Here is a 25749-nt window from a genome sequence, read left to right on the forward strand (position 1 = left end):
TGAATGTTAAAAAGGGCACTATGTGCCCTTTTTAAACATTATATAGCAAAGAATACGGGTATTCATCGAAAATAGATAAACAAAAGGAAGTGAAAGGTATGAAAATAGCTATAACTGGAAAAGGCGGTGTTGGTAAAACTACTCTTGCCGGTGTTCTTGCAAGGCTTTATGCATCAGAGGGAAAAAAGGTTTTAGCTGTTGATGCTGATCCTGACGCAAATTTGGCATTGTCTGTAGGTTTTTCATCGGAAGAGGCTGCAAAGATTACTCCTATATCTGAGTTAAAAAAGTTAGTAGCTGAAAGGACCAGCGCAAAACCCGGTGTTTTTGGTCAGATGTTTAAATTAAATCCAAGGGTTGATGATATTCCTGATAAGTATTCGAGAGAACATAAAGGTGTAAAACTTCTTATAATGGGGACAGTAGAAAAAGGAGGCAATGGGTGTGTTTGCCCTGAGAGTGCATTAATTAGAAGCCTTATGAAACACCTTATTATATTTAGGGATGAAGTAGTTATTATGGATATGGAAGCAGGCATAGAACATCTGGGTAGGGGAACTGCTGATGCAATGGATGCTCTTATAGTAGTTGTTGAACCGGGTGCAAGAAGTCTTCAAACCTATCATAAAATAAAACAGCTTGCGTCAGATATTAAGATTAAAAATATATTTGTTGTTTTTAATAAGGTAAGGAATAAAGAAGATATTGAATTTCTTAAATCCAATATAAAAGATGAATTTCTTGGCTTTATTTCTTATGACCAAAATATAATAAAAGCAGATTTAGAAGGCGTTTCTCCTTTTGATACAAGTCCTAAAACCGTTGAAGAAATCAAAGAAATAAGAGATTCTCTAGAAAAGAAACTGTTATCTAAAATAAATTAAATATATAAGTTGTTGTAAATAAGATAAAACTGGATTAGAATATTAATTGATAAAAGTATAAAAGGAGAAGGGAAGATATGAAAAGACTGCCTGAATGGTTAACGAAAAGGCCCCCCAAAGCCATTTTGTTAAAAGAACTAAAGGAATTCTCAAAGGAGCATAAATTGCATACTGTTTGTGAAAGTGCACGATGCCCTAATATTGGTGAATGTTTTGCAAAAAGAACGGCTACCTTCATGATTTTAGGGGATACATGTACAAGAAATTGCCGGTTTTGTTCAGTAATGAATGGAAAACCTTTGCCTGTAGACCCAGATGAACCTGAAAGGGTTGCTGAGGCAGTTAAGGAGCTGAGGATTAAGCATGCGGTAATAACGTCTGTTACAAGAGATGACTTGAAGGATGGAGGAGCATTAATTTTTGCAGAAACAGTAAAAGCCATACGAAAAGAGTGCCCTAATTCTACTATTGAATTACTTATACCGGATTTTAAGGCTTCATATGAAGCAATAGAGATGGTTGTAAAAACACATCCGGAAGTAATTGGGCATAATGTTGAAACCGTACCGCGGCTTTACTCTATTGCAAGACCGCAGGCGGTTTATAGGCGTTCACTTGAAGTATTAAAAACTGTTAAAGAGATGGAACCCTCTATATATACAAAATCTGGCATGATGCTGGGATTAGGAGAAACGAAAGATGAAGTACTGCAGGTTATGGAGGATCTTCTTGAAAATAATTGTGATATGATTACATTAGGGCAATATCTTAAACCCTCTAAGGAACAATTGGAAGTAAAAGAATTTGTTACTCCTGAAATGTTTGAGGAATATAAAGATGAAGCACTGAAAATGGGATTTAAATATGTATCATCATCTCCTTTTGTAAGAAGTTCCTATAATGCAGAAGAATTTTTTAAAGAAATAGAAAAACGATAGCAATCCTTTCTTAATTATAGGACAAAAATAAAAACTTAAACTCCGGAAGGCTTGCTATTGTATGGGATAGATAGTATAATATAATCATCAGGTTAAATATCCTATATAAAGATTAAGCTATGTATATACATAAATGGTATAAGTTTTATAGAATCGAAAAATAATAAATACAATTTTGTAATAAACATGAACAGGTATTATTAAAAAACATGTTCATGTTTATAAATAAAATATTTAAGGAGGAATATAAAATGAATTTTCCGTCAGATATCAAGTATCACAAAGAACACACCTGGGCTAAAGCTGAAGGTGACACTGCAGTTATAGGGATTACAGACCATGCACAGGATCAGCTTGGGGATATATTATATGTCGAACTTCCAGGTGTTGGAGATGAAATCAAACAGGATGAAACCTTTGGAACAGTTGAATCAGCTAAAGTTGCTTCAGACCTTTATGCACCAGTAAGTGGTAAAGTTATAGAGGTTAATCCAGAATTGGAGGATTCTCCCGAAAAGGTTAATGAGTCCCCATATGGTGATGGGTGGATGATTAAAGTAAAGATGACTGATTCTTCCGAATTAGATAATCTTATGTCAAATACAGAATATGAAAACAGTATAAAATAAGGAATCTAAAAACAAGCCACTTTTTAAAGTGGCTTGTTTAAAATATTTTTATAAAAAGTATGAGGGTGAAATAATGAAAGAATGGCGTCTTATTCATATAGAAAAACATAATGCCTTTCAAAATATGGCAATAGACGAAGCTATTATGACTGCGTGTAGAGAAGGAAAAGTTCCTCCGACTCTTAGATTTTACACATGGGATCCTCCCGGTTTGAGCTTAGGATATTTTCAAAAATATGACAAAGAAGTAAATGAAGATATGTGTAAAAAATTCGGCATAGATATTGTCAGAAGACCAACCGGTGGAAGAGCGGTTCTTCATGATGCAGAGCTGACATACAGTTTTGTAATTCCAGAAGTGAATGATTATTTGGACAAAACCATAATGGGTTCATATAAAAAGATTAGTGAAGCCTTAATAAGAGGATTGAAGCATACAGGAATTGATGCAAACAATGTCCATAAGGCAGAGCAAAGCAAGTCTTTGTCAGCAGCTTGTTTTGATGCCCCTTCATGGTACGAGATAGTAGTAGAGGGGAAAAAGCTTGTAGGAAGTGCTCAAACACGGAATGAGGGGATGTTGCTTCAACATGGTTCTATAGTTATTGATTGGAATCTCGATATGTTTATTGAATTGTTAAGATTAAAATCTGAAAAGACAAAAAACTTTTTAAAAGAAAATCTTATGAAAAAATCCACAACAATCAAAAATATCTTAAATAAAGATATAGATATAAATTTATTAGCAGATAATATAAAAAGAGGCTTTGAAGAAGAATTTGAAATATCTTTGAAAGTTGAAAATATTACTGATTATGAACGTAAGATTGCTGAGCAGCTTACAGAAAAATATGAATCTGATACATGGAATAAAAAAAGATAAAAAAACTATATGGAAGGGATACAAATGAATTTATTTAAAAATATTGATATTGAAAAATATAAAAATGGGTTTACTGATAAGGTGTCTGATAATATCATTATAGAATACATATTAAAACTTTTTATAAACAATGTCGAAACAACATCTTTTTTCTGTACTCCGTCAGCTTTAAAGTATTTAGTGGCAGGATACCTTCAATCTCAATCTATTATTGAAAGAAAAGAAGATATAAAAAAAATTTCCATTAATGAAAACGAGGGAAAAGCGGAGGCAGAAATTTCAAAAAAATTAAATATTTCTGCTTTTCAAAATATAGCTATAATGAGTAGTGGTGAAAAAAACATTTGTATGCATGAGCCCTTTAAAATAAGACAATTAAAAAATGATATTAAGTACAACTTAAAAGATGTAATTAAATTGGTAGAAAAATTCAATAATGGGTCGAATTTATTTAACATAACAGGTGGAGTACATAGTTGTGCTGCTGCTGATGGCAAGAATTTTATAATCTTTCAAGAAGATATCGGCAGGCACAATGCTGTTGATAAGGTTTTAGGACAGGCTCTTTTGGAAGGTATAGACCTTAAGGATAAAATTATTTTTACAAGCGGAAGGATATCCTCTGAGATGTTGTTAAAAGCCGCTAAAAGAGAAGTGCCTATGGTTGTATCAGTTTCAGCCCCAACAGCCTTATCTGTTGAGCTTGCAAGAAAATTAAATATAACCCTTGCAGGTTTTGCAAGAGGTGATAGAATGAATTTATATTCCTGTTCTGAAAGATTAATATGGTAAATAAGAATTTATAAGATATTGGAGGAATAAAATTGGACTGTATCAAATTAGCCCATGGCGGCGGTGGAAGCAAGATGCAAAATTTAATAAATGATATTTTTGTACGAAATTTTGGAAATGAAATTTTAAATGCCATGGAGGATGCGGCAAAGCTTTCTGGTAATCTTGCATTTACAACAGATAGTTTTACTGTAAAGCCTATATTTTTTCCGGGGGGAGATATAGGCAGATTAGCTGTCTGCGGTACAGTGAATGACCTTTCTATGAGAGGGGCGAAGCCTTTATATATGAGTTCTGCCTTTATCATCGAGGAAGGATTTCCCATGGAGGAACTTGACAGGATTGCAGCCTCGATGGCTGAAGCATTAAAAGAAACCAATATTATAATTGTAACAGGTGACACAAAAGTTGTGGAAAAAGGAAGCGTCGATAAAATATTCATAAATACAGCAGGAATCGGTGTTATTGCTGACGGAATAGATATTTCAATAAAGAATGCAAAGCCGGGAGATGTGGTAATAGTTTCAGGAAATATTGGCGATCATGGTATGGCTGTAATGATGGCAAGGGAAGAATTTGATTTTAAAGGGAAGATTTTGTCGGATATAGCTCCATTAAATAATCTTGTAAAAGATATTTTAGCACTGGGGGGAGATATAAGAGTTTTGCGAGACCCCACAAGAGGAGGAGTTTCGGAAACCCTCTATGAGATTGCAAATATGAGTGGTGTGGGAGTGGAGATTTATGAAGAGAAGCTACCTGTAGCTTCAGGCGTGAAAGGTATGTGCGATATACTCGGGCTTGATTATCTCCATTTAGCTAACGAAGGGAAGTTGATTGCTGTGGTAAAGAGGGAATCGGCAGATAAAGCCGTTGAATTGATGAAAAAAAATAAATATGGGGAAAACGCAGCGGTTATTGGGGAAATCAATGATTCAGGGCTAGTTACTATAAAGACAGCATATGGAACATCAAGAATCCTTGATAGACCATCAGGGGAACTTTTGCCGCGTATATGCTAAAGAGGTGAAATAAATGGAAAGAAAAATATATCTTGAAAATACTCCTTTGGAAAAAGCCATAAACATGTTTTTCGAAAAAGCTGAAGGGTATATAAAATATAGAAAAACGGAAAAAATAAATTCACAAGATTCGTTGGGAAGGATGACAGCTTCTCCGGTTTTTGCGCATCTATCTTCACCACATTTTCATGCTGCTGCTATGGATGGAATAGCTGTAAAAGCCGAAAGAACCTTTAAAGCAACGGAATTAAATCCAGTAAGGCTTAAAAAATGTGTAGACTATGTGGAGGTAGACACAGGCAATCCGCTTCCGGAAGGATTTAATGCAGTTATTATGATAGAAGATGTGGTTAGTGTGGATAATGAGACTGTGGAGATTATACAGCCAGCTGTTCCCTATCAGCATGTGAGACCTATAGGGGAAGATATCGTTGCTACGGAACTTATACTTCCTACAAATCATAAAATAAGACCATGGGATTTGGCGGCTCTTTTGGCAGCCGGTATAGATTTTTTGGAGGTCTATAAAAAGGTTGAAGTTGGCATTATACCTACAGGGGTTGAATTGGTGCCTGCCGGTACCGTACCGGAGATAGGACAGATAATCGAGTTTAATTCTCATTTTTTTGCAGCACTGGTAAAAGAATGGGGTGGTATACCACATTCTTATGATATTGTTCCAGATGAATATGAAGTTTTGAAGAAAACAGTAGAAAAGGCTCTTTCGGAAAATGATTTTGTAATTATAAATGCAGGTTCTTCAGCAGGTAGAAAGGATTATACCTCAAAACTTATTTCCGAAATGGGAGAGCTTTTAATACATGGTATTGCCACCAAACCGGGAAAACCTGCAATACTTGGATTTATACAAAATAAGCCTGTGATTGGGGTGCCGGGTTATCCGGTTTCTGCATATTTTGTCATGGATTTTTTTGTAAAGCCCCTTATTGCAAAATTAAACTTTCAACAATTAGCTTATGCAAAGAAAATAGAAGCTGTTATATCCAGAAGGGTGGTTTCTTCACTGAAAAGCGAAGATTTTATACCTGTTAAATTGGGTAAAGTGAAGGAAAAGATTGTTGCAACACCTATAAATAAAGGTGCCGGCGTTATTATGTCATTAGTTCAGGCTGACGGGGTTATGTGTATTCCACAGCATATTGAAGGGATAGAGGCAGGAGAAAAGATAAAAGTAGAATTGTGGAAGTCCCTTGAGTCTATTGAAAATACGGTTGTGTGCATAGGAAGCCATGATCCACTTATTGATATAATTGGGGATTTGCTTTCTTCTCATTATTCCTTGTTTAGTCTTTCCTCTGCACATGTAGGAAGTATGGGTGGAATTATGGCATTGAAAAGAGGCGAATGTCATGCGGCAGGTATTCATCTTCTTGATGCAGAAACAGGTCAATATAATATACCATATATTAAACGTTATTTGAAAGATAATGAGGTTCTTTTGTTTCATCTTGTAGAGAGGATACAGGGATTTTTGGTGCAAAAAGGGAATCCCCTGAATATAAAAAATTTTTCTGACCTTATACGTCCGGAAGTTACCTTTATTAATAGACAAAAAGGTTCAGGCACAAGATTGCTTTTAGATTATAAGCTTAAAGAGTCAGGCATAGATTCTCAAAAGATTATTGGGTATAATAGGGAAGAATTTACACATTTGGCGGTGGCAGCAGAGGTTAAAGCAGGTTCTGCTGCAACCGGACTGGGTATTATGTCGGCGGCAAAAGCTATGGGACTTGATTTTGTTCCGGTATGCAGTGAGCATTATGATATTGCTATATTGAAGGAATATATGAATTTAGAATCTGTTAAAGCTTTTATTGAGATTATTAGGAGCAGGGAATTTAAAGAAAAGGCTGAAGGACTTGGAGGATACAATACTGAGAAAGCAGGTATATTATATTATGAAGGATAAAATTGGAAGGGAAATTGATTATATAAGGATTTCTGTTACAGATTTTTGTAATCTTCGCTGTATATATTGCATGCCCAAAGAAGGTATTGCAAAAAGAGAACATAAAGATATTTTGAGATATGAAGAAATAATTACCATTCTAAAAGAATGTGTTAAACTTGGTATAAATAAGGTAAGGATAACAGGCGGTGAGCCTCTGGTAAGAAAAGGGATAGTTGATTTTATAAGCATGGTTAAAGAAATTAAAGGGATAGAAGATATAAGTATTACAACAAATGGGATTTTACTTGCGGATATGGCTTTGGCTTTAAAAGCAGCGGGTTTGAATAGGGTTAACATAAGTTTGGATACATTGAATCCTAAAAGATACAAAATGATAACAAGGGGCGGTGATGTAGATAAGGTTTTTGCAGCTTTGGATGCATCTCTAATGGCAGGATTGAACCCTGTCAAGATAAATATGGTTGTCATAAGGGGAATAAATGATGATGAAATTGAAGAATTTGCAAAACTTACTATAGAAAGACCTTTTCATGTAAGATTCATTGAGCTTATGCCTATAGGTGAAGGAGCAAAACTTGGCAGTGAATCTGTGGTGGAAAGTGATGAGATAAGAGCAAAGGTTGAAAGAATAGGAGAGTTATATCCTGCAAAAGATGTCAAAAATAATGGACCTGCTGTAACCTATAGATTTAAAAATGCAAAGGGAACAATCGGTTTTATTAATCCTATAAGCCATGCATTCTGTTCTCAATGTAATCGTATCAGACTAACTGCTGATGGCAAATTAAAACCATGTCTTTATTCTCAAAAAGAATTTGATATAAAAATTGTTGTAAAAAACCATCCTGAGCTTTTGGGGAAGATAATAGAAGAAGCCATATTATCTAAACCTGAAAGACATGGATTTTACAGCAAAGACATGAATAAAAGCCAGAGGAATATGTATCAGATAGGAGGATAGAAAATGGAATTGACCCATTTCGATGATGAAGGAAGAGCCAAGATGGTAAACGTGGGAGACAAGGGGATTACAGAAAGAGTGGCGGTTGCACGTGGGAGTATTTCGATGAAGCCGGAAACACTGGAATTTATTTTAACAAACAGAATAAAAAAAGGTGATGTATTGGCTGTTGCGCAGATTGGCGGAATTATGGGCGTTAAAAAGACAGGTGACTTGATACCAATGTGCCACAACATTATAATAGAAGGAGCAGATATTAGATTCAGTATTGATAAAAATAATTCCAGAATAGATATAGAGGCAGAAGTACATACAACAGGAAAGACTGGGGTTGAGATGGAGGCATTGACGGCTGTCAGTGTAGCTGCCCTAACAATATATGACATGTGTAAAGCCGTTGATAAAACCATGACAATTGATAATATCCGTCTTATAAAGAAATCAGGCGGCAGATCCGGAACTTTTATTAGAGAGGTGCTATAAAATGAATGGAGTAGTTTTATCAGTAAACATAAGTGAAAAAAAGGGTGTACCTAAGACACCTATATCAGAAGGTTTTTTCAAAAAAGACTTTGGGCTTGAAGGTGATGGTCATGCAGGAGGGAATCCTGTCCGTCAGGTAACATTGCTAAGTGTAGAAACCATTGAGGAGATGTCAGCTTTAGGAATTCAAGGGTTAAAACCCGGTATGATTGCCGAAAATATTACGACTAAGGGGATAGAGATTTATAAGTTGCCCATAGGTACAAGACTTAAAATTGGTGAAACAATAATGGAGATTTCAATGATAGGAAAAGAGTGTGAAAAGCCCGAAAACTGTTCTTTGCATATAGATGTAGAAAAGTGTATAGCAAAGGAACGGATAGTTTTTGTAAAGGTTATTGAAAGTGGTAATATCAAGCCGGGAGATAAAATTAAAGTAATTGAGGAGGAATAATATGATAAAGGTTGGAATATTAACCGTTAGTGATAAGGGCTTCAGAGGTGAAAGAAAAGATACATCCGGGGCATTGATAGAAGAAATGGTTGAAGGAATAGACGGAAAGGTTGAAAGATATACTATTGTGCCTGATGAAGAGGACATGATTTCAAAGGAACTTATAGAAATGAGTGATGTATATCAGCTTGACCTTATTTTTACAACAGGTGGGACAGGTTTTTCTGTTAGAGATGTAACACCGGAGGCGACCTTGAAGGTGATTGAAAAGGAGGCTTTAGGTATAGCTGAAGCGATGCGGTTTAAATCACTCCAGATAACCCCGAAAGCCATGCTGTCAAGAGCTGTGGCTGGAATAAGAAAAAAATCCCTTATAATAAATCTTCCCGGAAGTGAAAAAGCTGTTAAAGAATGTTTAGAATTTATTTTACCTGCACTTCCTCATGGCATAGGTATTTTAAAGGGAGAAATAAGGGAGTGCGGGAAAAACTAAAGCAAAATCTTTTCGCTGTTGGGGGTTAACCAATTGGAATGGTTTAAAACTGCTGCAATACTGGCTGGGGGGAAAAGCACAAGAATGGGTTTTGACAAATCCATGCTGAAGATTGAAGGGATTTTTTTAAGTGAGGTACTGATTTGTAATCTTAAGAAGATTTTTGATGATATATTGGTTGTTACTAACAACAAAAAATTTTATCAAAAATTTGATGTTAGAATTGTAAGTGACCAACTTACAGGAGGAGGACCTTTAAATGGCTTTCATGCAGGATTAAAGGCTTCCTTAAGCTATTATACTTTTTTTATTGCCTGTGATATGCCTTTTCTATCAATACCATACATAAAGTATATGATGAAGCTTTTAAGCTATTTCAAAGCAGATGCGGCGGTGTCAGAAAAAGAAGGTTATATTGAGCCTTTTCAAGCGTTTTATTCTAAAGATATTATTGAAAATATTGAGGAATCTTATAAAAAAGGGAATTTAATGATTAAAGAGGTATTGAAGGATTTAAAGGTAATAAAAATAGGAGAAGAAAAATTAAAGGAATTTTCCCCCAAATTTGAAATATTCACAAATTTAAACAGACCGGAAGATATTATGAAATTAAATTCAATAGCAAAAGATGAAGGGGAGTATAATGGCTTGATATTGCCATATGACAGTCGGTTAAATTTGAGAAAAAATTAATAAAGAGTATTGACTATTTTAAAATAAGTTTATATAATATAGACATAGAGAATTATTTTTTAAGATTACCTTCCTTGAAAAAGATATCAAAAGAAATATTGAAAGAGAAGGATATGTTTTTTAATGAAAGATTTTTTTATGCTACATAAGGTAAACGATATTTTTATTTGTAATACCATCAAACCAAATGCAGGATTATGTTATGCTTACCCATCTCCTTATAAATTATTAAGGGGATAAAAATAAAAAACAATTATTAGAAAGGGGTCAATAAAATGGGTTTCAAAAGTGACATTGAAATTGCTCAAGAAGCTAAAGTTGCAGACATAAGGGAGATTGCCCAAAAAATCGGTCTTACAGAGGATGAGATTGAATTATATGGTAAGTACAAAGCAAAGGTTGATTACAACCTGTTAAAGGAATCAGCAGACAAACCCAATGGCAAGCTCATACTTACCACAGCCATATCACCTACACCTGCCGGTGAAGGTAAAACAACAACGACTGTAGGACTGGGTGATGCACTATCAAAGATTGGCAAAAAAACAATGATAGCATTAAGAGAACCATCATTAGGACCTGTTTTTGGAGTAAAAGGAGGTGCTGCAGGAGGCGGATATGCACAGGTAGTTCCCATGGAGGATATAAACCTGCATTTTACCGGAGATTTTCATGCAATTGGAGCAGCAAACAATCTTTTGGCAGCAATGCTTGACAACCATATATATCAGGGAAACAAACTGTGTATTGACCCAAGGAAAATAACATGGAGAAGATGTGTTGACATGAATGACAGACAGCTCAGGTTTATAGTAGACGGACTTGGAGGCAAAGCCAACGGCACACCAAGGGAAGACGGCTATGATATAACCGTTGCATCAGAAGTTATGGCTGCTTTCTGCCTTGCAAACGACCTAAAAGATTTAAAAGAAAGACTTTCCAGAATAATAGTAGGATATACCTATGACGATAAACCAGTAACAGCAGGAGATTTAAATGCACAAGGAGCCATGACGGCACTTTTGAAAGATGCATTAAAGCCGAATCTTGTACAGACACTTGAACATACACCGGCATTTGTACATGGAGGACCATTTGCCAATATAGCACATGGATGCAACAGCGTACTTGCAACGAAGATGGCATTAAAACTTGCCGATTATGTAGTTACAGAGGCAGGATTTGGAGCAGACCTTGGAGCAGAAAAATTCATAGACATAAAGTGCAGGATGGCTGGATTGAAACCGGATGCGGTAGTTATAGTAGCAACCGTAAGAGCTCTCAAATATCATGGAGGAGTACCGAAAGACAAGACAGGAGAAGAGAATTTAGAAGCCCTGAAGAAAGGCTTGCCAAACCTGTTAAAACATATCGAAAACATAACAAAGGTATTTGGAATACCTGCGGTAGTAGCAATAAACAGATTCCCGCTGGATACAGAAGCAGAGCTTAAGCTTGTAGAAGATGAATGCAAGAAACTGGGAGCAAATGTAGCACTTTCAGAGGTTTGGGCAAAAGGCGGAGAAGGCGGTATAGAGCTGGCGAAAGAAGTATTGAGATTAATCGATGAAGGCAAAAATGATTTCAAATTCTCCTATGATGTTGAGATGTCCATAAAAGACAAGATAAATGCAATAGCAACAAAGGTATACGGAGCAGATGGAGTATTATACACAGCAGTAGCAGACAAACAGGTTAAGCAGCTGGAAGACCTTGGATTTGGGAAATTACCTATATGCATGGCAAAGACACAGTATTCGTTTAGCGATGATCCAAAGCTGTTAGGTCGTCCGGAAGGATTCAAGATTACAATAAGAAATATCAAGGTATCAGCAGGTGCAGGATTCTTGGTAGCGTTGACAGGAGAAATAATGACAATGCCGGGCTTACCGAAGGTACCTGCCGCTGAGAAGATAGATGTTGATGAAACAGGCAGAATCAGCGGGTTGTTCTAAGAACGATATGAAAAAAATGTATCTGGCTGGAGATTGATAATTTCCAGCCAGAATACAAATTTTCAATATTTAATAAGGAGGGGCTGCTATGTCGTTAGCAGAAAAAACATGCACAGGATTTGTTGAGGTATTGGCATCAAAGGCAGCGGTTCCCGGTGGAGGAGGAGCGGCGGCATTAGTAGGAGCAATTGGGACAGCACTTGGCAGTATGGTATGCAATCTTACGATAGGCAAAAAAAAATATGCTGAGTATGAACCTCACGTAAAAGATATACTTAAGAAAGCCGGGGTTCTTGAAAAAGAACTTCTAAAAATGATTGATGATGATGCAGAGAATTTCTTACCGCTTTCAAAGGCATATGGTATGAGCACAGCTACTGAGGAAGACAAAAAGATTAAAGAAGAAACCCTCGAAAAAGCCCTTAAACAGGCATGTTCAGTACCTGTTGCCATTGTAAAGTCATGTTATGAAGCAATTAAACTACATGAGGATTTGGTGGACAAATGTTCCAAACTTGCAATTAGTGATGTAGGTGTTGGCGTTCAGTGCCTCAGAGCTGCAATAATAGGAGCACATCTAAATGTTATTATCAATATTAATTCTATAAAAGATACAGCTTATATTGAAAAGGTTAAATCGGAAGTCGAACCTCTAGTGGAGAATGGAACAAAAATTGCAGATGAAGTATATGATAAAGTTGTAAAAATATTGACAAAATGATGACAAATATGTAAAATGAATTGGATACACAGTCCATTTCAAAAACTTAAATTTATTTTTTCCATATAATAATTATATAAAGGGGATATTGTTATGGGTGAGATTATAAAAGGTAAGCCAGTTGCAGATGCAATTTCCGAAGTTTTGACAGCAGAAGTTAATGACCTTAAAGGCAAGGGCATAACCCCGAAGCTTGCAATAGTCAGAGTAGGGGCAAAAGGAAGCGATATTGCTTATGAAAAAGGTGCACTTAAAAGATGTTCTTCTATCGGAATAGAAACAGAAGTAAAAGAATATCCTGAGGATATTACTCAAGATGCTTTTATCGAAGAGCTTAAAAAAATCAATCAGGACAAAACGGTAAATGGTATTTTGATATTCAGACCATTTCCAAAACAATTAGATGAAGAAGTAATAAAATATGTTATTGCTGCAGAAAAGGATGTAGATTGTTTTAGTCCTATAAATGTTGCCAAGCTCATGGAAGGAGATAAAACAGGTTTTGCTCCATGTACACCAACAGCTGTAATTGAAATATTAAAACACTACAATGTGAACATGAAAGGCGCTAATGCAGCAGTAATTGGAAGGTCAATGGTTGTTGGCAAGCCGGTATCAATGTTATTGTTAAATGAAAATGCCACAGTAACAATTTGTCATTCAAGGACTAAGAATATGCCTGAAGTTACATCAAAGGCTGATATATTAGTTGTTGGCGTTGGTAAAGCTAAAATGGTAACAGCCGATTATGTAAAAGAAGGAGCGGTTGTTATCGATGTTGGAATTAATGTTGATGAACAGGGCAATTTATGTGGCGATGTAGATACAGAAGCATGTGTCGGCAAAGCTTCAATGATAACGCCGGTCCCGGGAGGAGTCGGGTCTGTCACAACTTCGATTTTAGCTAAACATGTTGTTGCAGCATGCAAGATGCAAAACAATTTATGATTTTAATTTAATTATGGAGGTGGAATGAGTTATGGTTATTTCAGAGAAAAAGCCTTTTGAAGAAATACTTGAATATCTTAAAGATGCTAAAAAAGTGGTTATTTTAGGATGCTCACTTTGCGCTACTGTATGTAGGGTTGGTGGGGAAATAGAAGTCCTTGAGATGAAAAAGAAACTTGAAGAAAATGGAAAACAGGTTCTAAGTTATAAAATACTTGATCCCGCTTGCAACTATATGCAGGTTAGAAAAGATTTAAAGGGTTTAAAGCAAGAGTTGTCAGAAGCAGATGCAGTAATTTCCCTTGCATGTGGCGATGGCACACAGACAATAGCAAAGCTCACTGATATACCTGCATATCCCGGTAATAACACCATGTTTATCGGCGAGGTTGAAAGGGTAGGACAGTATGAGGAAGTTTGTTTAGCATGTGGTAATTGTCAGCTTGGATGGACCGGTGGTATATGCCCTGTTACAAAATGCTCCAAGGGATTGTTAAATGGACCATGCGGCGGTGCTACAAAGGATGGTAAATGTGAGGTTAAACCAGAGCATGATTGTGCATGGATACAAATTTATGAAAAATTAAAGAAGCTAAATAAGCTTGATAATTTTGATGTTATTAGAGAGCCAAGAAATTACGCAATAAATGCACACCCAAATAGAATAGATTTAAAAGAAGTATGCAATAAATGCACACTCTAAATAAGCAATAAGACAAAGGGGGATAATAATAATGAGCCTTTTAAAAGAAGCTTTTGAAAAAGGAGAATTTGCAGTTACTGCAGAAATGGCGCCGCCAAAAGGTATTGATTTTACACATCTTATTGAATGTGCAAAAGCCATAAAAGGTAGGGTTCATGGTGTAAATGTAACTGATTTTCAATCAGCAACCCTTAAGGCAACATCTCTTGCTACATGTAGGATTCTTCAGGAGCAGGGATTAGAGCCTGTACTTCAAATTACCGGCAGGGATAGAAACAGGATTGCAATTCAAGGTGAGCTGCTATCTGCCGGAGTATTTGGAATTGAAAATGTGTTGGCATTAACAGGTGACCATACAACAGTAGGAGACCATCCGGGTGCAATGCCTGTTTATGACCTTGATAGTGTCGGAATACTACAGGCAGCATCTACATTAATGGAAGGTAAAGACATGTCAGGCAATGAACTGGCAGGAACACCAAAATATTTTTTAGGAGCTTGTGTTACACCAAGATATAACCCTGTTGAGCTTCAGGTATTAAAAATGAAGAAAAAGATAAAGGCTGGAGCAAGATTTTTCCAGACACAGGCGGTATATGATATGGAAACTTTAAGGAATTTCAGGGAATTGACAAAGAACCTTGATGCAAAACTTATGGTGGGAATAGTACCGTTAAAATCAGCAGGTATGGCAAAATATATGAATAATAATGTACCCGGGATATTTGTTCCCGATGAATTGATTGAAAGATTAAAAGCAGCAGAGGATAAGGTTAAGGAAGGAATAAAGATAGCCGGAGAATTTATAAAAGCTGTAAGGAAAGAGGGGCTATGTGATGGAGCCCACATTATGGCAATTGGTGCGGAAGAAAATGTGCCTGCTATTTTAGATGAAGCCGGCTTATAAATGATTAAGGAGGGCTTTATGAAATTAATTGTAATTGGCGGGGGCTATGCTGGTTATGTAGCTGCAATAAAAGCAGCGATGCTGGGTGCCGAGGTTACTTTAATTGAAAAAGGGAATATTGGGGGGAATTGTATTAATGTAGGCAGTATATCCTCAAAAGCCTTGCTTGCACCATTAGAAATAATGGAAAATGTATTTACAGCTGATAAATTTGGTGTTAAAATTGAAGGAGAAATAAAGCTTGATTTCAACTACATGGTTAGTAGAAAAGATAGTATATTAAAACAATTGGTTAGTAGAATTGAATACATTTTAAAAATAAGAGGGGTTAAAATAATAAGAGGCACTGCTAAGCTTTTAAGCAATAAGACAGTAGAAGTAATAATGAAGGATGGAAGCAAAAAAATATTAGAAGCCGACAAAATAATAATTGCAACAGGTTCAGTTCCTGTTGTACCCCCAATGTTTCCATATGACGGCAAACATGTTATAACAAGTGATGAAGTGCTCAGTCTGAAGAAGGTGCCAGAATCCTTGGTTATTGTCGGAGGCGGACCAATAGGTTGTGAAATAGGGCAGTTTTTTAGCAAACTTGGAACAGATGTAAAAATCATAGAAAAGCATGATTGTCTTATTTCTTCATTTGAGGATGAGGAACTGGCTAATGAGCTTCAATCTGTTTTAAAAAGGGATAAGGTTCAGCTTATTTTGGGAGATTCAATAAAATCAGTTGAAGTTAAAGATGGTAAGGTATATACAAATCTTGAAAGCGGCAAAAAGCTGGAGTCAGAATTAATGCTGCTTTCAGTTGGCAGGAAAGTCTATATAGATGGTCTAAGGCTTGAAGAACTGGGAGTTGCAATTGAAAGAGGAAAAATAGTTGTCAATGACAAGTTAGAAACAAACATTGAAGGGATATTAGCCGTTGGAGATGTTATAAATACCCTTGCCCTTGCCAATGTAGCATTAATGGAAGGTATAGTTGCAGCAGAAAATGCGTTCAATAAAGACAAGAGAATGAATTATAAAGCAGTTCCAAGGTGCATCTTTACTTCACCTGAGATTGCAGCAGTTGGCGTTACAGAAAAGCAGCTAAAAGAGAAAAATATAAAATATAAAGTTGGCAGATTTAATTTTGCAGAACAAGCGAAGGCAGAAATACAAGGTAAGACTCAAGGTTTTGTAAAAGTAATTGCTGATATGGATGATAAGATTATTGGTGCTTCGATATTTGGAGCACATGCCACAGATTTGCTGGCAGAACTGACCCTTGCAGTACATCTATGCTTGACATGTCAGGAGCTTGGGAATGTGATTTATTCCCATCCGACACTTTCAGAGGCAATAATGGAAGCACTGCATGATGTAAACAACGAATCTGTTCATTCTATAAAATAATATATTATTAATGTTGAGTTTTATGAATATAAGGAGAAGATACTATGGGATATAAAATCGCTGTTGCAGGAAAAGGCGGCACCGGCAAAACAACCTTTACTGGATTATTAGTTGACTATTTAGTTAAAAAGGGAGAAGGCCCGATCCTTGCAGTTGATGCAGATGCAAACGCCAATTTAAATGAAGTATTAGGAATAGAAGTTGAAGGGACAATAGGTGAAATCAGAGAAGATGTGCTTCATAAAGCGCTTAAAGGTAATGAATATCCGGGTGGAATGAGCAAAGCAGATTATTTTAAATATAGGCTTAATTCTGCAGTTTCTGAGGGTGATAATTATGACCTATTAGTTATGGGTCGTTCTCAAGGACCTGGTTGTTACTGTTATGTAAATGACATTTTAAAAGCATTAATAGATTCTCTTTCTGCCAACTATAAATACCTTGTGATTGATAATGAGGCAGGTATGGAGCATTTAAGCAGAAAGGTAGTTGATAATATTGATGTATTATTTCTGATAAGTGATTGCTCCAGAAGGGGAATTCAAACGGTAGGTCGCATAAGAGATTTAGTAGATGAGCTGAAGATCAGGGTTAATAAAATATATTTGATAGTGAACAAAGCACCAGAAGGGAAAATCAATGAGGGTATAAAAGGAGAAATAGAAAAGCAAAACCTGAATTTATTAGGGGTATTACCGATGGATCCGATGATATATGATTACGATTCAAATGCGATACCATTGGTTAAATTACCGGAGGATAGTATATATAAAAAAGCATTTAAAGATATACTGTCAAAAATAGAATTTAAAAAGTAATTGAGGAGGTATTAAGACATGTTTAAAAAATCAGTACAAAAATTTCCAGGAAAGATTTGCGAAGTAGAATTAGGAACAGGTGAAAAGGCGATAAAATTAGGTGGGGCGCAGGTATTACCATTTTGTAGTTTTGACGGTGATACAGGTAACACACCAAAGGTAGGTATGGAGATACAGGATATTTATCCTGAAGATTGGATTGACACCTTAAAAGAATTATATAAAGATGTGGCATCTGACCCTGCGGCATGGGCAAAATTTGTTGAGGATAAATATGCACCTGATTTTATTTGTTTAAGGCTTGTAGGAGCAGACCCAAACGGCTTAGATAAACCTGTTGATGAATGTGCAAAGATTACAAAGGCGGTTGCAGATGCAATAACATTACCGCTTGTTGTAGCAGGAACAGGCAACCACGAAAAGGATGGGAAATTATTTGAGGCGGTTGCAAAGGAATTGGAAGGGAAGAATGTTCTGTTAATGTCAGCTGTTGAGGACAATTATAAAGCGGTTGCAGCAGCAGGTGTATTGGCATATAAGCATAAGATTGGAGCTGAATCCTCAGTTGATATTAACCTTGCAAAACAGCTTAATATTTTGCTATCACAATTGGGCATTCAGAACGAAAGCATTGTTATGAATGTAGGCTGCGCGGCGGCTGGATACGGATATGAGTATGTAATATCAACAATGGATAGAATCAGGCTTGCAGCCCTCGGACAAAATGATAAAACACTTCAAATGCCGATTATTACACCGGTTTCATTTGAAACATATAAGATAAAGGAAACAGTATCAACAGAAAGTGATGTGCCTGAATGGGGCAATCAAGAAGACAGGGCGATTTCAATGGAGGTATCGACAGCATCTGGTGTTCTTGTTGCAGGTTCTGATGCGGTCGTACTGCGTCATCCGACATCAGTAAAAATTATAAAAAATCTTATAAATGAGTTAACTGCTTAAACCAAAAAAGATATATAAAATAGATAAAGATAGATAAAAATCTACTGCTTAAACCAAAAAAGATATTAAAAATGTAATTAAATAAGGAGGATTTAAAATGGCTTTATCAGGATTAGAGATATTTAAGCTATTACCGAAAAAAAATTGTAAGGAGTGCGGGTTTCCAACCTGTTTAGCATTTGCTATGAAGGTAGCGGCAGGTGGTGCTGAAATAGGCAAATGTCCGTATATTTCTCAGGAGGCATTAGATAAGCTTGCTGAAGCAACAGCTCCGATAATGAAGACAATAACAATAGGCAAGGGTGATGCTGAGTACAAGCTTGGAGGAGAAACGGTTTTATTCAGGCACGAAAAAACATTTGTAAATAGGAATAGATTTGCTCTCCTGCTTTCAGATTCTATGACAGATGCAGAAATTGATGAAAAAATCGCTCATATAAAGAATGTTAATTATGTAAGAATAGGCGAAGAAATGAAAATAGAGATTGTTGCAATAAAATTTGATAGCGACAAGGATAAATTCATCTCTATTATTAATAAAGTTAAAGACAGTGATTTAAAAAATGCTTACATGCTTATATGTGAAAAACCGGATGTAATGAAAGAGGCATTGGAACTGGTTAAAGACGAGGTTCCTGTTGTATATGGAGTAAACAAGGACAACTTTAAAGAGATGGTGGAACTTGTTAAAGGAACAAAGATTCCTTTAGGGCTTAAAGCAGCAAATCTAGAAGAATTATATACTTTAATTGAAGAAGTGCAAAAGCTTGGTCATAAGGATTTAATTTTAGATCCTGGTGCCACATCAATAAAAGAGGTATTTGAAAATGCTATTCAAATAAGAAGGATTAATATTACTGGGAATGACAGAACATTTGGCTATCCTTCGGTAATCTTTGCAAATGAACTTGCAAAAGGCGAAAAATATATGGAAGTTGCACTAGGCACAATATTTACAATGAAATATGGTTCAATCATAGTCTTAAATGATATAGACTATGCAAGAGCATTGGCGCTTTATCCTTTAAGACAGAATATATTCACAGATCCTCAAAAACCAATGAGGGTTGAACCAAATATATATCCAATAAATAATGCAGATGAAAATTCACCAGTACTTTGTACAGTTGATTTTGCTTTAACATACTTTATCGTTTCCGGTGAAGTTGAAAGGTCAAGAGTTCCGGTTTGGATGGCAATACCTGATGCAGGTGGATATTCCGTTCTGACTGCATGGGCTGCTGGTAAATTTACCGCATCCAGTATAGCTAAATTCATAAAGGAAAGCGGAATCGAAAATAAGACAAAATCAAGAAAGCTGATAATACCTGGAAAGGTTGCTGTTTTAAAAGGAGACTTGCAGGAGAACCTTCCGGATTGGGAGATAATCGTTGGAACATTAGAAGCAATGGAAATTCCAAAATTCCTGAGGGAATTAGCAGGTTAATCATATAATTATTATTTGATGTGTTATTTATCATTCTGCAGGTGGCGAAGAAGCTCAAAATGAGCTCCTTCCAATATACCTCAGAATGCAAAATAAAAAAAATTAAACTAAATTTTATAAGGAGGTAATATAATGGAAAAATTCTTAATAATAGGTGAAAGAATACACTGTATATCACCGGCAATAAGAAAGGCATTTGAAGAAAGAAACCCTGAGCAAATTTTAAAGAGGGCAAAAGAACAGTTGGATGCAGGTGCACATTATCTTGATTTAAATATCGGACCAGCGGAAAAAAATGGTGTTGAGCTTATGACATGGGGAGTTCAGCTATTACAGAGCGAATTTGATAATGTTCCATTAGCTCTTGATACAACAAATAGAAAGGCTATAGAAGCTGGAATCAAGGTTTATAACAGGTCAAAAGGTAAACCGATTGTAAACTCTGCAGATGCCGGTGAAAGAATTGAAAACATAGACCTTGCGGCTGCAAATGATGCTATGGTTATTGCATTATGTGCAAAAGAAGGAATACCTAAGGATACCGATGAGAGTATGGCATACTGCACTGAAATGCTTGAAAGAGGCTTGTCATTAGGATTGGAACCAACAGATATGTTATTTGACCCATTATTTCTTGTAATAAAGGGAATGCAGGACAAACAAAAAGGTGTTTTAAAAACCGTCAGGATGATAAGTGAGATGGGATTAAAAACCACATGTGGATTAAGCAACGTATCAAATGGTGCTCCAAAAGAAATAAGACCTATTATGGATTCAGTATTTGCAGCAATGGCAATAGAAGAAGGTTTGACTTCGGCAATTATGAACCCATGCGATTTAAGGCTTATGCAGACAATTAAGACATGTGACGTTATAAATGGAGCTGTATTATATGCAGATTCATATTTAGATTTATAATAAAAAGGAGGATTTAAAATGAGTTTATTTCAAATAATATTTACAGGTTCAAAACAAGCCCTTTCTGCAGCAGAAGGGCTTGTCAAAAAGGCTGTAGAGGAAAAGGGCAGAGACCATAAGGTTGCATTTCCGGATACAGCTTATTCCCTTCCTGTTATTTATGCTGCGACAGGAAAAAAGATAACAAACCTTGGAGAATTAGAAGAAGTTTTACCTATTGTAAAAAGTTTGATTGTAGAAGAGGAAATACTTGACAAGGCATTAAATGCAGGACTTGCAACAGCTATTTCTGCTGAAATAATTGAGGCGGTTAAATATGCTACTATGGAAACACCGTACAGCGCTCCATGTGCAGGCTTTGTATCTGATGCGATAATTCGTTCACTTGGTGTACCACTTGTAACAGGTGATATACCCGGTGTAGCTGTTGTATTGGGGGAGTGTCCTGATGCCGAAACGGCAACTAAGGTAATAAAGGATTATCAGTCAAAGGGTTTGATGACCTTTTTGGTAGGGAAGGTTATAGACCAAGCGATTGAAGGAAAGATTAAAATGGGGGTTGAGCTTAGGGTTGTTCCACTTGGATATGATGTTACATCTGTTATCCATGCAGTAACAGTTGCTATAAGAACAGCTTTAATATTTGGAGCTATTAAACCGGGGGCTCTTGGTGACCTTCTGAAGTACACAAAGGAAAGGGTGCCGGCATTTGTAAATGCCTTCGGACCTCTCAGCGAATTGGTAGTATCTACTGGAGCCGGAGCAATTGCACTTGGATTCCCAGTAATAACAGATCAAACGGTACCGGAAGTTCCTACACTATTAATAACTCAAAAAGATTATGATAAGTTTGTAAGAACCTCTTTAGAAGCAAGAAATATAAAGATAAAGATTACAGAAATTCCTATACCTGTTGCATTTGCACCTGCCTTTGAAGGTGAAAGAATAAGAAAAGGTGATATGTTTGCTGAATTTGGCGGCGGCAAAACGAATGCATGGGAATTGGTTATGGCAACAGACCTTGCTAATGTAGAGGACCACAAAATTACGGTAGTAGGTCCTGATATTGATACAATTACTGAAGTGCCGGGAAGATTACCTCTTGGACTTTTAATTGAAGTTGCAGGAAAGAATATGCATGCGGATTTCGAACCTGTACTTGAAAGAAGGCTTCACTACTTCTTGAATTATATAGAAGGTGTAATGCATGTTGGACAGAGGAATCTCGCATGGGTCAGAATAAGTAAGGATGCATATGAAAAAGGCTTTAGATTGAACCATATAGGTGAAGCAGTATATGCAAAAATGATGGATGAGTTCTCAAAGGTTGTTGACAGATGTCAGGTTACAATCTTTACAGATGAGGAAAAGTGTAAGGAATATATGGAAAAATATGCATTGCCAAGATATCAAGAGAGGGATGACAGAATAAGCTCAATGACCGATGAAAGTGTTGATACCTTCTATTCTTGTATTCTTTGCCAGTCCTTTGCACCTGCCCATGTTTGCGTTGTTACACCTGAAAGACTTGGGCTTTGCGGAGCAGTAAGCTGGTTAGATGCTAAGGCAACATATGAGTTGGATCCTACGGGACCTTGTCAGCCGGTGCCTAAGGAAGGGTTAATCGATGAAAATCTTGGTATCTATGAGAAGGTTAATGAAACAGTAAGTAAACTTTCACAGGGAGCACTTCAGAGTGTTACATTATACAGTATGCTTCAAGACCCAATGACATCCTGCGGCTGTTTCGAGTGTATCTGCGGCATTATGCCTGAAGCAAACGGTGTTGTCATTGTTAACAGGGAATACAGCGGCGTCTGCCCACTTGGTATGACATTTGGAGACCTTGCATCGATGACCGGTGGTGGTGTACAGACACCAGGCTTTATGGGACACGGACGTCTTTTCATATCTTCAAAGAAATTCATGAGAGCTGAAGGTGGTGCTGTACGTATAGTATGGATGCCTAAGGATTTAAAAGACTTCGTAGCTGAAAGGCTAAATGCAACCATTAAAGAAGTAAATGGTATAGATAATTTCACAGACATGATTTGCGATGAAACAATAGCTACAGATTCAGAAGGAGTTCTTGCATTCTTGGAAGAAAAGGGACATCCTGCACTTACAATGGATCCGTTAATGTAAAGTTATTAATATAAAGGCTTTCTGATTACAATATGCCAGTGAAGCACTTACTTTGATCGACAGTGTTTCACTGGCATAAAAAAAATAAGGACAAATAATAAATCTAATAAAAGGTTAAAATAATATCAGCTTAAAAGGTGCTTTTAAGGAGGTAAGTAACAGCTACCTTATTTTCGACAAACCTTGATAAAATATAATAAATATAATACAATAAATATATGGAATTATTAACTATAAGCAAAGCAGCAAAGAAACTAAGCGTCCATCCTAACAGCTTGCGCAACTGGGAAAAGCAGGGTTTAATCAAGCCCATCCGTTTGCCTAGTGGTCAGCGCCGGTACTCCATAGACGAACTCAACAGGCTCTTGCAGTCCGGACAGCTAAACACCGGGCAGGAAGACGTCGTTCTATATGCTCGGGTGTCCACTAAAAAGCAGGCGGATGCCGGCAATTTAAACAGGCAGCTGGAAAGGCTGAGGCAATATGCGATGGAATTAAATTACCGTGTCGTTGCCGAGTTCACCGACGCAGCCAGCGGCTTAAATCAGAAGCGCCGCGGATTGACGAACGTGCTCAAACTGGCTGAGCGTGGTGAATACAAGAAGCTTATCATCGAATATCCCGACCGTCTGGCCAGATTTGGGTATTCGTACATTGAACGGCACTTACACTGCTGTGGTGTGGAGGTAATCGCCACGGCCGAGAAAGAGCCGGAAGACGCACAATCCGAGTTGGTCAGGGACTTATTGGCGATAGTTACTTCTTTTTCAGCTAAGCTGTATGGTGCCAGAGGCGGTAAGAAGATAAGGCAGGGTTTCCGGGAACTGATAATGGAGGTGAAGTCAGATGAAGAAAAGGAAAAAGAACAAAAATAAATCGTACAGCCCTGACGGTGAAATAAGCTGCACCGTCTGCGGCGAATTTTTCCCGGAGGTCTACCCTGTCTTCCGCTTAAAAAAGTGGAGCCGTGGGATGGAAGACCCGCTGAACACCGAGATGAGATTGTTCTGCTCCTGCATGCGCTGGGCATTCAACCGGCTGCAGGAAGATAAATCACGTGAAGAACTAAAAAAAGAAGGTCAGCAGGTATTTGGTTTAAATTCACGATGCTGTGATGACGCCATAATGAAAGCTAAAGCCATAATCGAATCACAAAAAGAACTTTTAAAGCTGGAAATAGAAGAAACAAAAACAAAATTAGCCCGTGCAAAGAAAAAACTCAGACAGGCAGAAAAAACCTTAGACGAAGCCATTAAGAAAAACGATCCGGTAAAAATCGGGAAATTCAAGCATACCGTACACGGTCGCAAAGCCAGAGTGAAAAAATTATCTGACAAGCTGGATGAGCTAAAGGTTCATCAGGACAACAGCACCATACCGGCAGTAGTCTTTGGCGGTCGTTCCTTGTGGAAGAAAGTTTGCAAAGGCAGCGTTTCGATAGAAGAATGGAGGCAAGCACGTCAAGATAGGTTATATGCCCGTGGTGATAAGACTAAAGGCGGTAACCCGAACATCAAGATAAGCGAGCATGATGGAGAATTCTTTTTATCAGTAACCATTTCTCACCTGTCCGAGCAAAAAGGTACAGACATCAAAGGCAGACCAATAATGACCAGGGCACCCCGTGTAGAAGGCAGGCTCTGGCTGCCGGATAAATACCGTTCAAAGGTGTATGAACTGCTTTTATCCGGCACACCTTATACAGTGGAACTGATCAAAGGCAAGGATGATAGGTACAGGGTACATATCAGTTTCGTCTTAACACCACCCAATTTGCTAACTAATCCCGACTATGGTTATTTAGGTATGGACACCAACCCTGACGGAATAGCACTTGCTAATGTCGGTTACACCGGTCAACCAGAATCATGGACAGAGAATTTTAACGTACCATACCCAAAAGCCTTACACAAATTTGACGGAGAATTTCTCTTAACGGTACATCCAAACGGTTTTCTTTACATCAAGATACCCGAACTGGCAGAAAGCCGTGGTTTCCGGCGTACTTACTTAGTCGGTGTACTGGCTAAAGTAATAGTAGACATCGCTAAAGCCTTGGGAAAACCCATAGCCTTAGAAAATCTGGAATTCGGGAAAGACCATCTGGATACCAACAAAAAATTCAACCGCATGGCAGCCAATTTCCCTTTTAGAAAGATGGTTGAAGCTGTCATACGCAGGGCTTTCAAGGAAGGCGTAGGTGTAAAGCAGGTCTGGTCAGCACACACGTCAACCATAGGTTACTGGAAGTACATGCAGAAGTATGGCATAATAATACACCATGCCGCAGCATTGGTCATAGCCCGTCGTGCACTAGGTTTCAAAGAGCGTATTACCAATGAATTAAAACAGAAAGTCCAAGTCCTTAAAGAGAAGCTGAATCAAAAGGCAAATTCCTTGCCTGGGGAAGGAAGAGGGATGACCCGAAAGGTGAAACAGCTCTTCAAGAAACTGGACGGAAAGATTCTTACTTACAACGGTCTGACTCGTTTTAAACAGGAATCATTCTATTCCGTCTGGCGTGACTTGAAGCATCTTGCTTTATCAAGTAGGTGACCCCGTTTAGCCGGAGTCCGGAAACAACCGGCAGGTCGCATTTAGCAGATCGCGGGAGGCAGAGCAGTAGACTTTCGCTTAACGGTCAACGCAAGTTGCGCCCGT

Annotated in this window: 25 protein-coding genes; all 25 read left to right on the plus strand. The window is 37.3% G+C overall.

Annotated features, from left to right (window positions below):
• Positions 1-98: 98 nt before the first annotated feature.
• The 25 genes from AC0LWJ_RS09320 (at position 99) to AC0LWJ_RS09440 (ending at position 25644) form a co-directional block, all read left to right on the plus strand.
• Positions 99-884 carry an ATP-binding protein gene (locus tag AC0LWJ_RS09320; protein WP_474239140.1) on the plus strand — a complete coding sequence of 262 codons (786 nt, stop codon included), beginning with the start codon at positions 99-101 and terminating at the stop codon, positions 882-884.
• Between the two features lie 77 nt (positions 885-961).
• On the plus strand, positions 962-1822 hold the full coding sequence (gene lipA / locus AC0LWJ_RS09325) for a lipoyl synthase (RefSeq protein ID WP_503031430.1): 861 nt from the start codon (positions 962-964) through the stop codon (positions 1820-1822).
• Positions 1823-2073: 251 nt separating this feature from the next.
• Positions 2074-2451 (plus strand): glycine cleavage system protein GcvH, encoded by a 378-nt coding sequence (gene gcvH / locus AC0LWJ_RS09330; RefSeq protein ID WP_284679961.1) that lies wholly within the window; start codon positions 2074-2076, stop codon positions 2449-2451.
• A gap of 73 nt (positions 2452-2524) precedes the next feature.
• Positions 2525-3334, plus strand: a complete 810-nt coding sequence (lipM, locus tag AC0LWJ_RS09335; protein WP_474239136.1) for an octanoyltransferase LipM — start codon at positions 2525-2527, stop codon at positions 3332-3334.
• Between the two features lie 24 nt (positions 3335-3358).
• Positions 3359-4126, plus strand: coding sequence for a formate dehydrogenase accessory sulfurtransferase FdhD (fdhD, locus tag AC0LWJ_RS09340; protein WP_474239134.1), 768 nt, complete (start codon positions 3359-3361; stop codon positions 4124-4126).
• 32 nt (positions 4127-4158) lie between these two features.
• The gene (gene hypE, locus AC0LWJ_RS09345) at positions 4159-5148 is read left to right on the plus strand and encodes a hydrogenase expression/formation protein HypE (RefSeq protein WP_474239132.1); all 990 of its coding nucleotides are present in this window, start codon (positions 4159-4161) and stop codon (positions 5146-5148) included.
• A 13-nt stretch (positions 5149-5161) separates the two neighbouring features.
• Positions 5162-7078 carry a molybdopterin biosynthesis protein gene (locus tag AC0LWJ_RS09350; protein ID WP_474239130.1) on the plus strand — a complete coding sequence of 639 codons (1917 nt, stop codon included), beginning with the start codon at positions 5162-5164 and terminating at the stop codon, positions 7076-7078.
• A complete protein-coding gene (gene moaA / locus AC0LWJ_RS09355; protein WP_474239128.1) occupies positions 7068-8042 on the plus strand; it encodes a GTP 3',8-cyclase MoaA in 975 nt (324 codons plus the stop codon). The genes AC0LWJ_RS09350 and moaA overlap by 11 nt, the downstream gene beginning before the upstream one ends.
• 3 nt (positions 8043-8045) lie before the next feature.
• Positions 8046-8525, plus strand: a complete 480-nt coding sequence (moaC, locus tag AC0LWJ_RS09360) for a cyclic pyranopterin monophosphate synthase MoaC (protein WP_474239126.1) — start codon at positions 8046-8048, stop codon at positions 8523-8525.
• 1 nt (position 8526) lies between these two features.
• The gene (locus AC0LWJ_RS09365) at positions 8527-8979 is read left to right on the plus strand and encodes an MOSC domain-containing protein (protein ID WP_474239125.1); all 453 of its coding nucleotides are present in this window, start codon (positions 8527-8529) and stop codon (positions 8977-8979) included.
• A gap of 1 nt (position 8980) precedes the next feature.
• Positions 8981-9472, plus strand: coding sequence for a MogA/MoaB family molybdenum cofactor biosynthesis protein (locus AC0LWJ_RS09370; RefSeq protein WP_284679953.1), 492 nt, complete (start codon positions 8981-8983; stop codon positions 9470-9472).
• A gap of 33 nt (positions 9473-9505) precedes the next feature.
• Positions 9506-10165, plus strand: a complete 660-nt coding sequence (gene mobA, locus AC0LWJ_RS09375) for a molybdenum cofactor guanylyltransferase (RefSeq protein WP_474239122.1) — start codon at positions 9506-9508, stop codon at positions 10163-10165.
• A 275-nt stretch (positions 10166-10440) separates the two neighbouring features.
• The gene (locus tag AC0LWJ_RS09380; protein ID WP_474239120.1) at positions 10441-12120 is read left to right on the plus strand and encodes a formate--tetrahydrofolate ligase; all 1680 of its coding nucleotides are present in this window, start codon (positions 10441-10443) and stop codon (positions 12118-12120) included.
• Positions 12121-12208: 88 nt separating this feature from the next.
• Positions 12209-12841 (plus strand): cyclodeaminase/cyclohydrolase family protein, encoded by a 633-nt coding sequence (locus AC0LWJ_RS09385; protein ID WP_474239118.1) that lies wholly within the window; start codon positions 12209-12211, stop codon positions 12839-12841.
• Between the two features lie 93 nt (positions 12842-12934).
• A complete protein-coding gene (locus AC0LWJ_RS09390) occupies positions 12935-13789 on the plus strand; it encodes a bifunctional 5,10-methylenetetrahydrofolate dehydrogenase/5,10-methenyltetrahydrofolate cyclohydrolase (protein WP_474239116.1) in 855 nt (284 codons plus the stop codon).
• 31 nt (positions 13790-13820) lie between these two features.
• Positions 13821-14492, plus strand: a complete 672-nt coding sequence (locus AC0LWJ_RS09395) for a methylenetetrahydrofolate reductase C-terminal domain-containing protein (protein WP_474239115.1) — start codon at positions 13821-13823, stop codon at positions 14490-14492.
• A 31-nt stretch (positions 14493-14523) separates the two neighbouring features.
• Positions 14524-15399, plus strand: a complete 876-nt coding sequence (locus AC0LWJ_RS09400; protein WP_474239113.1) for a methylenetetrahydrofolate reductase — start codon at positions 14524-14526, stop codon at positions 15397-15399.
• 18 nt (positions 15400-15417) lie between these two features.
• On the plus strand, positions 15418-16797 hold the full coding sequence (lpdA, locus tag AC0LWJ_RS09405; protein ID WP_474239111.1) for a dihydrolipoyl dehydrogenase: 1380 nt from the start codon (positions 15418-15420) through the stop codon (positions 16795-16797).
• Between the two features lie 44 nt (positions 16798-16841).
• Positions 16842-17615: an ATP-binding protein gene (locus AC0LWJ_RS09410; protein WP_474239110.1), complete on the plus strand. Its 774-nt coding sequence runs from the start codon at positions 16842-16844 to the stop codon at positions 17613-17615.
• A gap of 18 nt (positions 17616-17633) precedes the next feature.
• Complete coding sequence (gene acsD, locus AC0LWJ_RS09415; protein WP_474239107.1) at positions 17634-18578, plus strand: acetyl-CoA decarbonylase/synthase complex subunit delta; 945 nt, start codon at positions 17634-17636, stop codon at positions 18576-18578.
• 97 nt (positions 18579-18675) lie between these two features.
• On the plus strand, positions 18676-20025 hold the full coding sequence (acsC, locus tag AC0LWJ_RS09420) for an acetyl-CoA decarbonylase/synthase complex subunit gamma (RefSeq protein ID WP_474239104.1): 1350 nt from the start codon (positions 18676-18678) through the stop codon (positions 20023-20025).
• A gap of 132 nt (positions 20026-20157) precedes the next feature.
• Complete coding sequence (acsE, locus tag AC0LWJ_RS09425; protein ID WP_474239102.1) at positions 20158-20943, plus strand: carbon monoxide dehydrogenase/acetyl-CoA synthase methytransferase subunit; 786 nt, start codon at positions 20158-20160, stop codon at positions 20941-20943.
• Positions 20944-20961: 18 nt separating this feature from the next.
• A complete protein-coding gene (acsB, locus tag AC0LWJ_RS09430) occupies positions 20962-23088 on the plus strand; it encodes an acetyl-CoA decarbonylase/synthase complex subunit alpha/beta (RefSeq protein WP_474239101.1) in 2127 nt (708 codons plus the stop codon).
• Between the two features lie 218 nt (positions 23089-23306).
• Entirely contained in the window at positions 23307-23963 is a 657-nt protein-coding gene (locus AC0LWJ_RS09435; protein ID WP_503031424.1) for an IS607 family transposase, read from the plus strand.
• Positions 23935-25644 (plus strand): SSO2105 N-terminal domain-containing protein, encoded by a 1710-nt coding sequence (locus AC0LWJ_RS09440; protein WP_503031423.1) that lies wholly within the window; start codon positions 23935-23937, stop codon positions 25642-25644. Before AC0LWJ_RS09435 ends, AC0LWJ_RS09440 begins: the two co-directional genes overlap by 29 nt.
• Positions 25645-25749: the final 105 nt, after the last annotated feature.

Source organism: Aceticella sp. 75b-Ac, assembly GCF_056032965.2.

Excerpts from the sequence above, each read along its gene's own strand:
- AC0LWJ_RS09435 (WP_503031424.1), top strand. The coding sequence starts at position 23,307 with ATGGAATTATTAACTATAAGCAAAGCAGCAAAGAAACTAAGCGTCCAT.
- AC0LWJ_RS09410 (WP_474239110.1), top strand. The coding sequence starts at position 16,842 with ATGGGATATAAAATCGCTGTTGCAGGAAAAGGCGGCACCGGCAAAACA.
- lpdA (WP_474239111.1), top strand. The coding sequence starts at position 15,418 with ATGAAATTAATTGTAATTGGCGGGGGCTATGCTGGTTATGTAGCTGCA.
- acsB (WP_474239101.1), top strand. The coding sequence starts at position 20,962 with ATGAGTTTATTTCAAATAATATTTACAGGTTCAAAACAAGCCCTTTCT.
- AC0LWJ_RS09385 (WP_474239118.1), top strand. The coding sequence starts at position 12,209 with ATGTCGTTAGCAGAAAAAACATGCACAGGATTTGTTGAGGTATTGGCA.
- AC0LWJ_RS09440 (WP_503031423.1), top strand. The coding sequence starts at position 23,935 with ATGAAGAAAAGGAAAAAGAACAAAAATAAATCGTACAGCCCTGACGGT.
- lipM (WP_474239136.1), top strand. The coding sequence starts at position 2,525 with ATGAAAGAATGGCGTCTTATTCATATAGAAAAACATAATGCCTTTCAA.
- AC0LWJ_RS09370 (WP_284679953.1), top strand. The coding sequence starts at position 8,981 with ATGATAAAGGTTGGAATATTAACCGTTAGTGATAAGGGCTTCAGAGGT.
- AC0LWJ_RS09320 (WP_474239140.1), top strand. The coding sequence starts at position 99 with ATGAAAATAGCTATAACTGGAAAAGGCGGTGTTGGTAAAACTACTCTT.
- moaC (WP_474239126.1), top strand. The coding sequence starts at position 8,046 with ATGGAATTGACCCATTTCGATGATGAAGGAAGAGCCAAGATGGTAAAC.
- AC0LWJ_RS09380 (WP_474239120.1), top strand. The coding sequence starts at position 10,441 with ATGGGTTTCAAAAGTGACATTGAAATTGCTCAAGAAGCTAAAGTTGCA.
- AC0LWJ_RS09350 (WP_474239130.1), top strand. The coding sequence starts at position 5,162 with ATGGAAAGAAAAATATATCTTGAAAATACTCCTTTGGAAAAAGCCATA.
- gcvH (WP_284679961.1), top strand. The coding sequence starts at position 2,074 with ATGAATTTTCCGTCAGATATCAAGTATCACAAAGAACACACCTGGGCT.
- AC0LWJ_RS09390 (WP_474239116.1), top strand. The coding sequence starts at position 12,935 with ATGGGTGAGATTATAAAAGGTAAGCCAGTTGCAGATGCAATTTCCGAA.
- acsE (WP_474239102.1), top strand. The coding sequence starts at position 20,158 with ATGGAAAAATTCTTAATAATAGGTGAAAGAATACACTGTATATCACCG.
- AC0LWJ_RS09395 (WP_474239115.1), top strand. The coding sequence starts at position 13,821 with ATGGTTATTTCAGAGAAAAAGCCTTTTGAAGAAATACTTGAATATCTT.
- lipA (WP_503031430.1), top strand. The coding sequence starts at position 962 with ATGAAAAGACTGCCTGAATGGTTAACGAAAAGGCCCCCCAAAGCCATT.
- moaA (WP_474239128.1), top strand. The coding sequence starts at position 7,068 with ATGAAGGATAAAATTGGAAGGGAAATTGATTATATAAGGATTTCTGTT.
- AC0LWJ_RS09365 (WP_474239125.1), top strand. The coding sequence starts at position 8,527 with ATGAATGGAGTAGTTTTATCAGTAAACATAAGTGAAAAAAAGGGTGTA.
- acsC (WP_474239104.1), top strand. The coding sequence starts at position 18,676 with ATGGCTTTATCAGGATTAGAGATATTTAAGCTATTACCGAAAAAAAAT.
- acsD (WP_474239107.1), top strand. The coding sequence starts at position 17,634 with ATGTTTAAAAAATCAGTACAAAAATTTCCAGGAAAGATTTGCGAAGTA.
- AC0LWJ_RS09400 (WP_474239113.1), top strand. The coding sequence starts at position 14,524 with ATGAGCCTTTTAAAAGAAGCTTTTGAAAAAGGAGAATTTGCAGTTACT.
- fdhD (WP_474239134.1), top strand. The coding sequence starts at position 3,359 with ATGAATTTATTTAAAAATATTGATATTGAAAAATATAAAAATGGGTTT.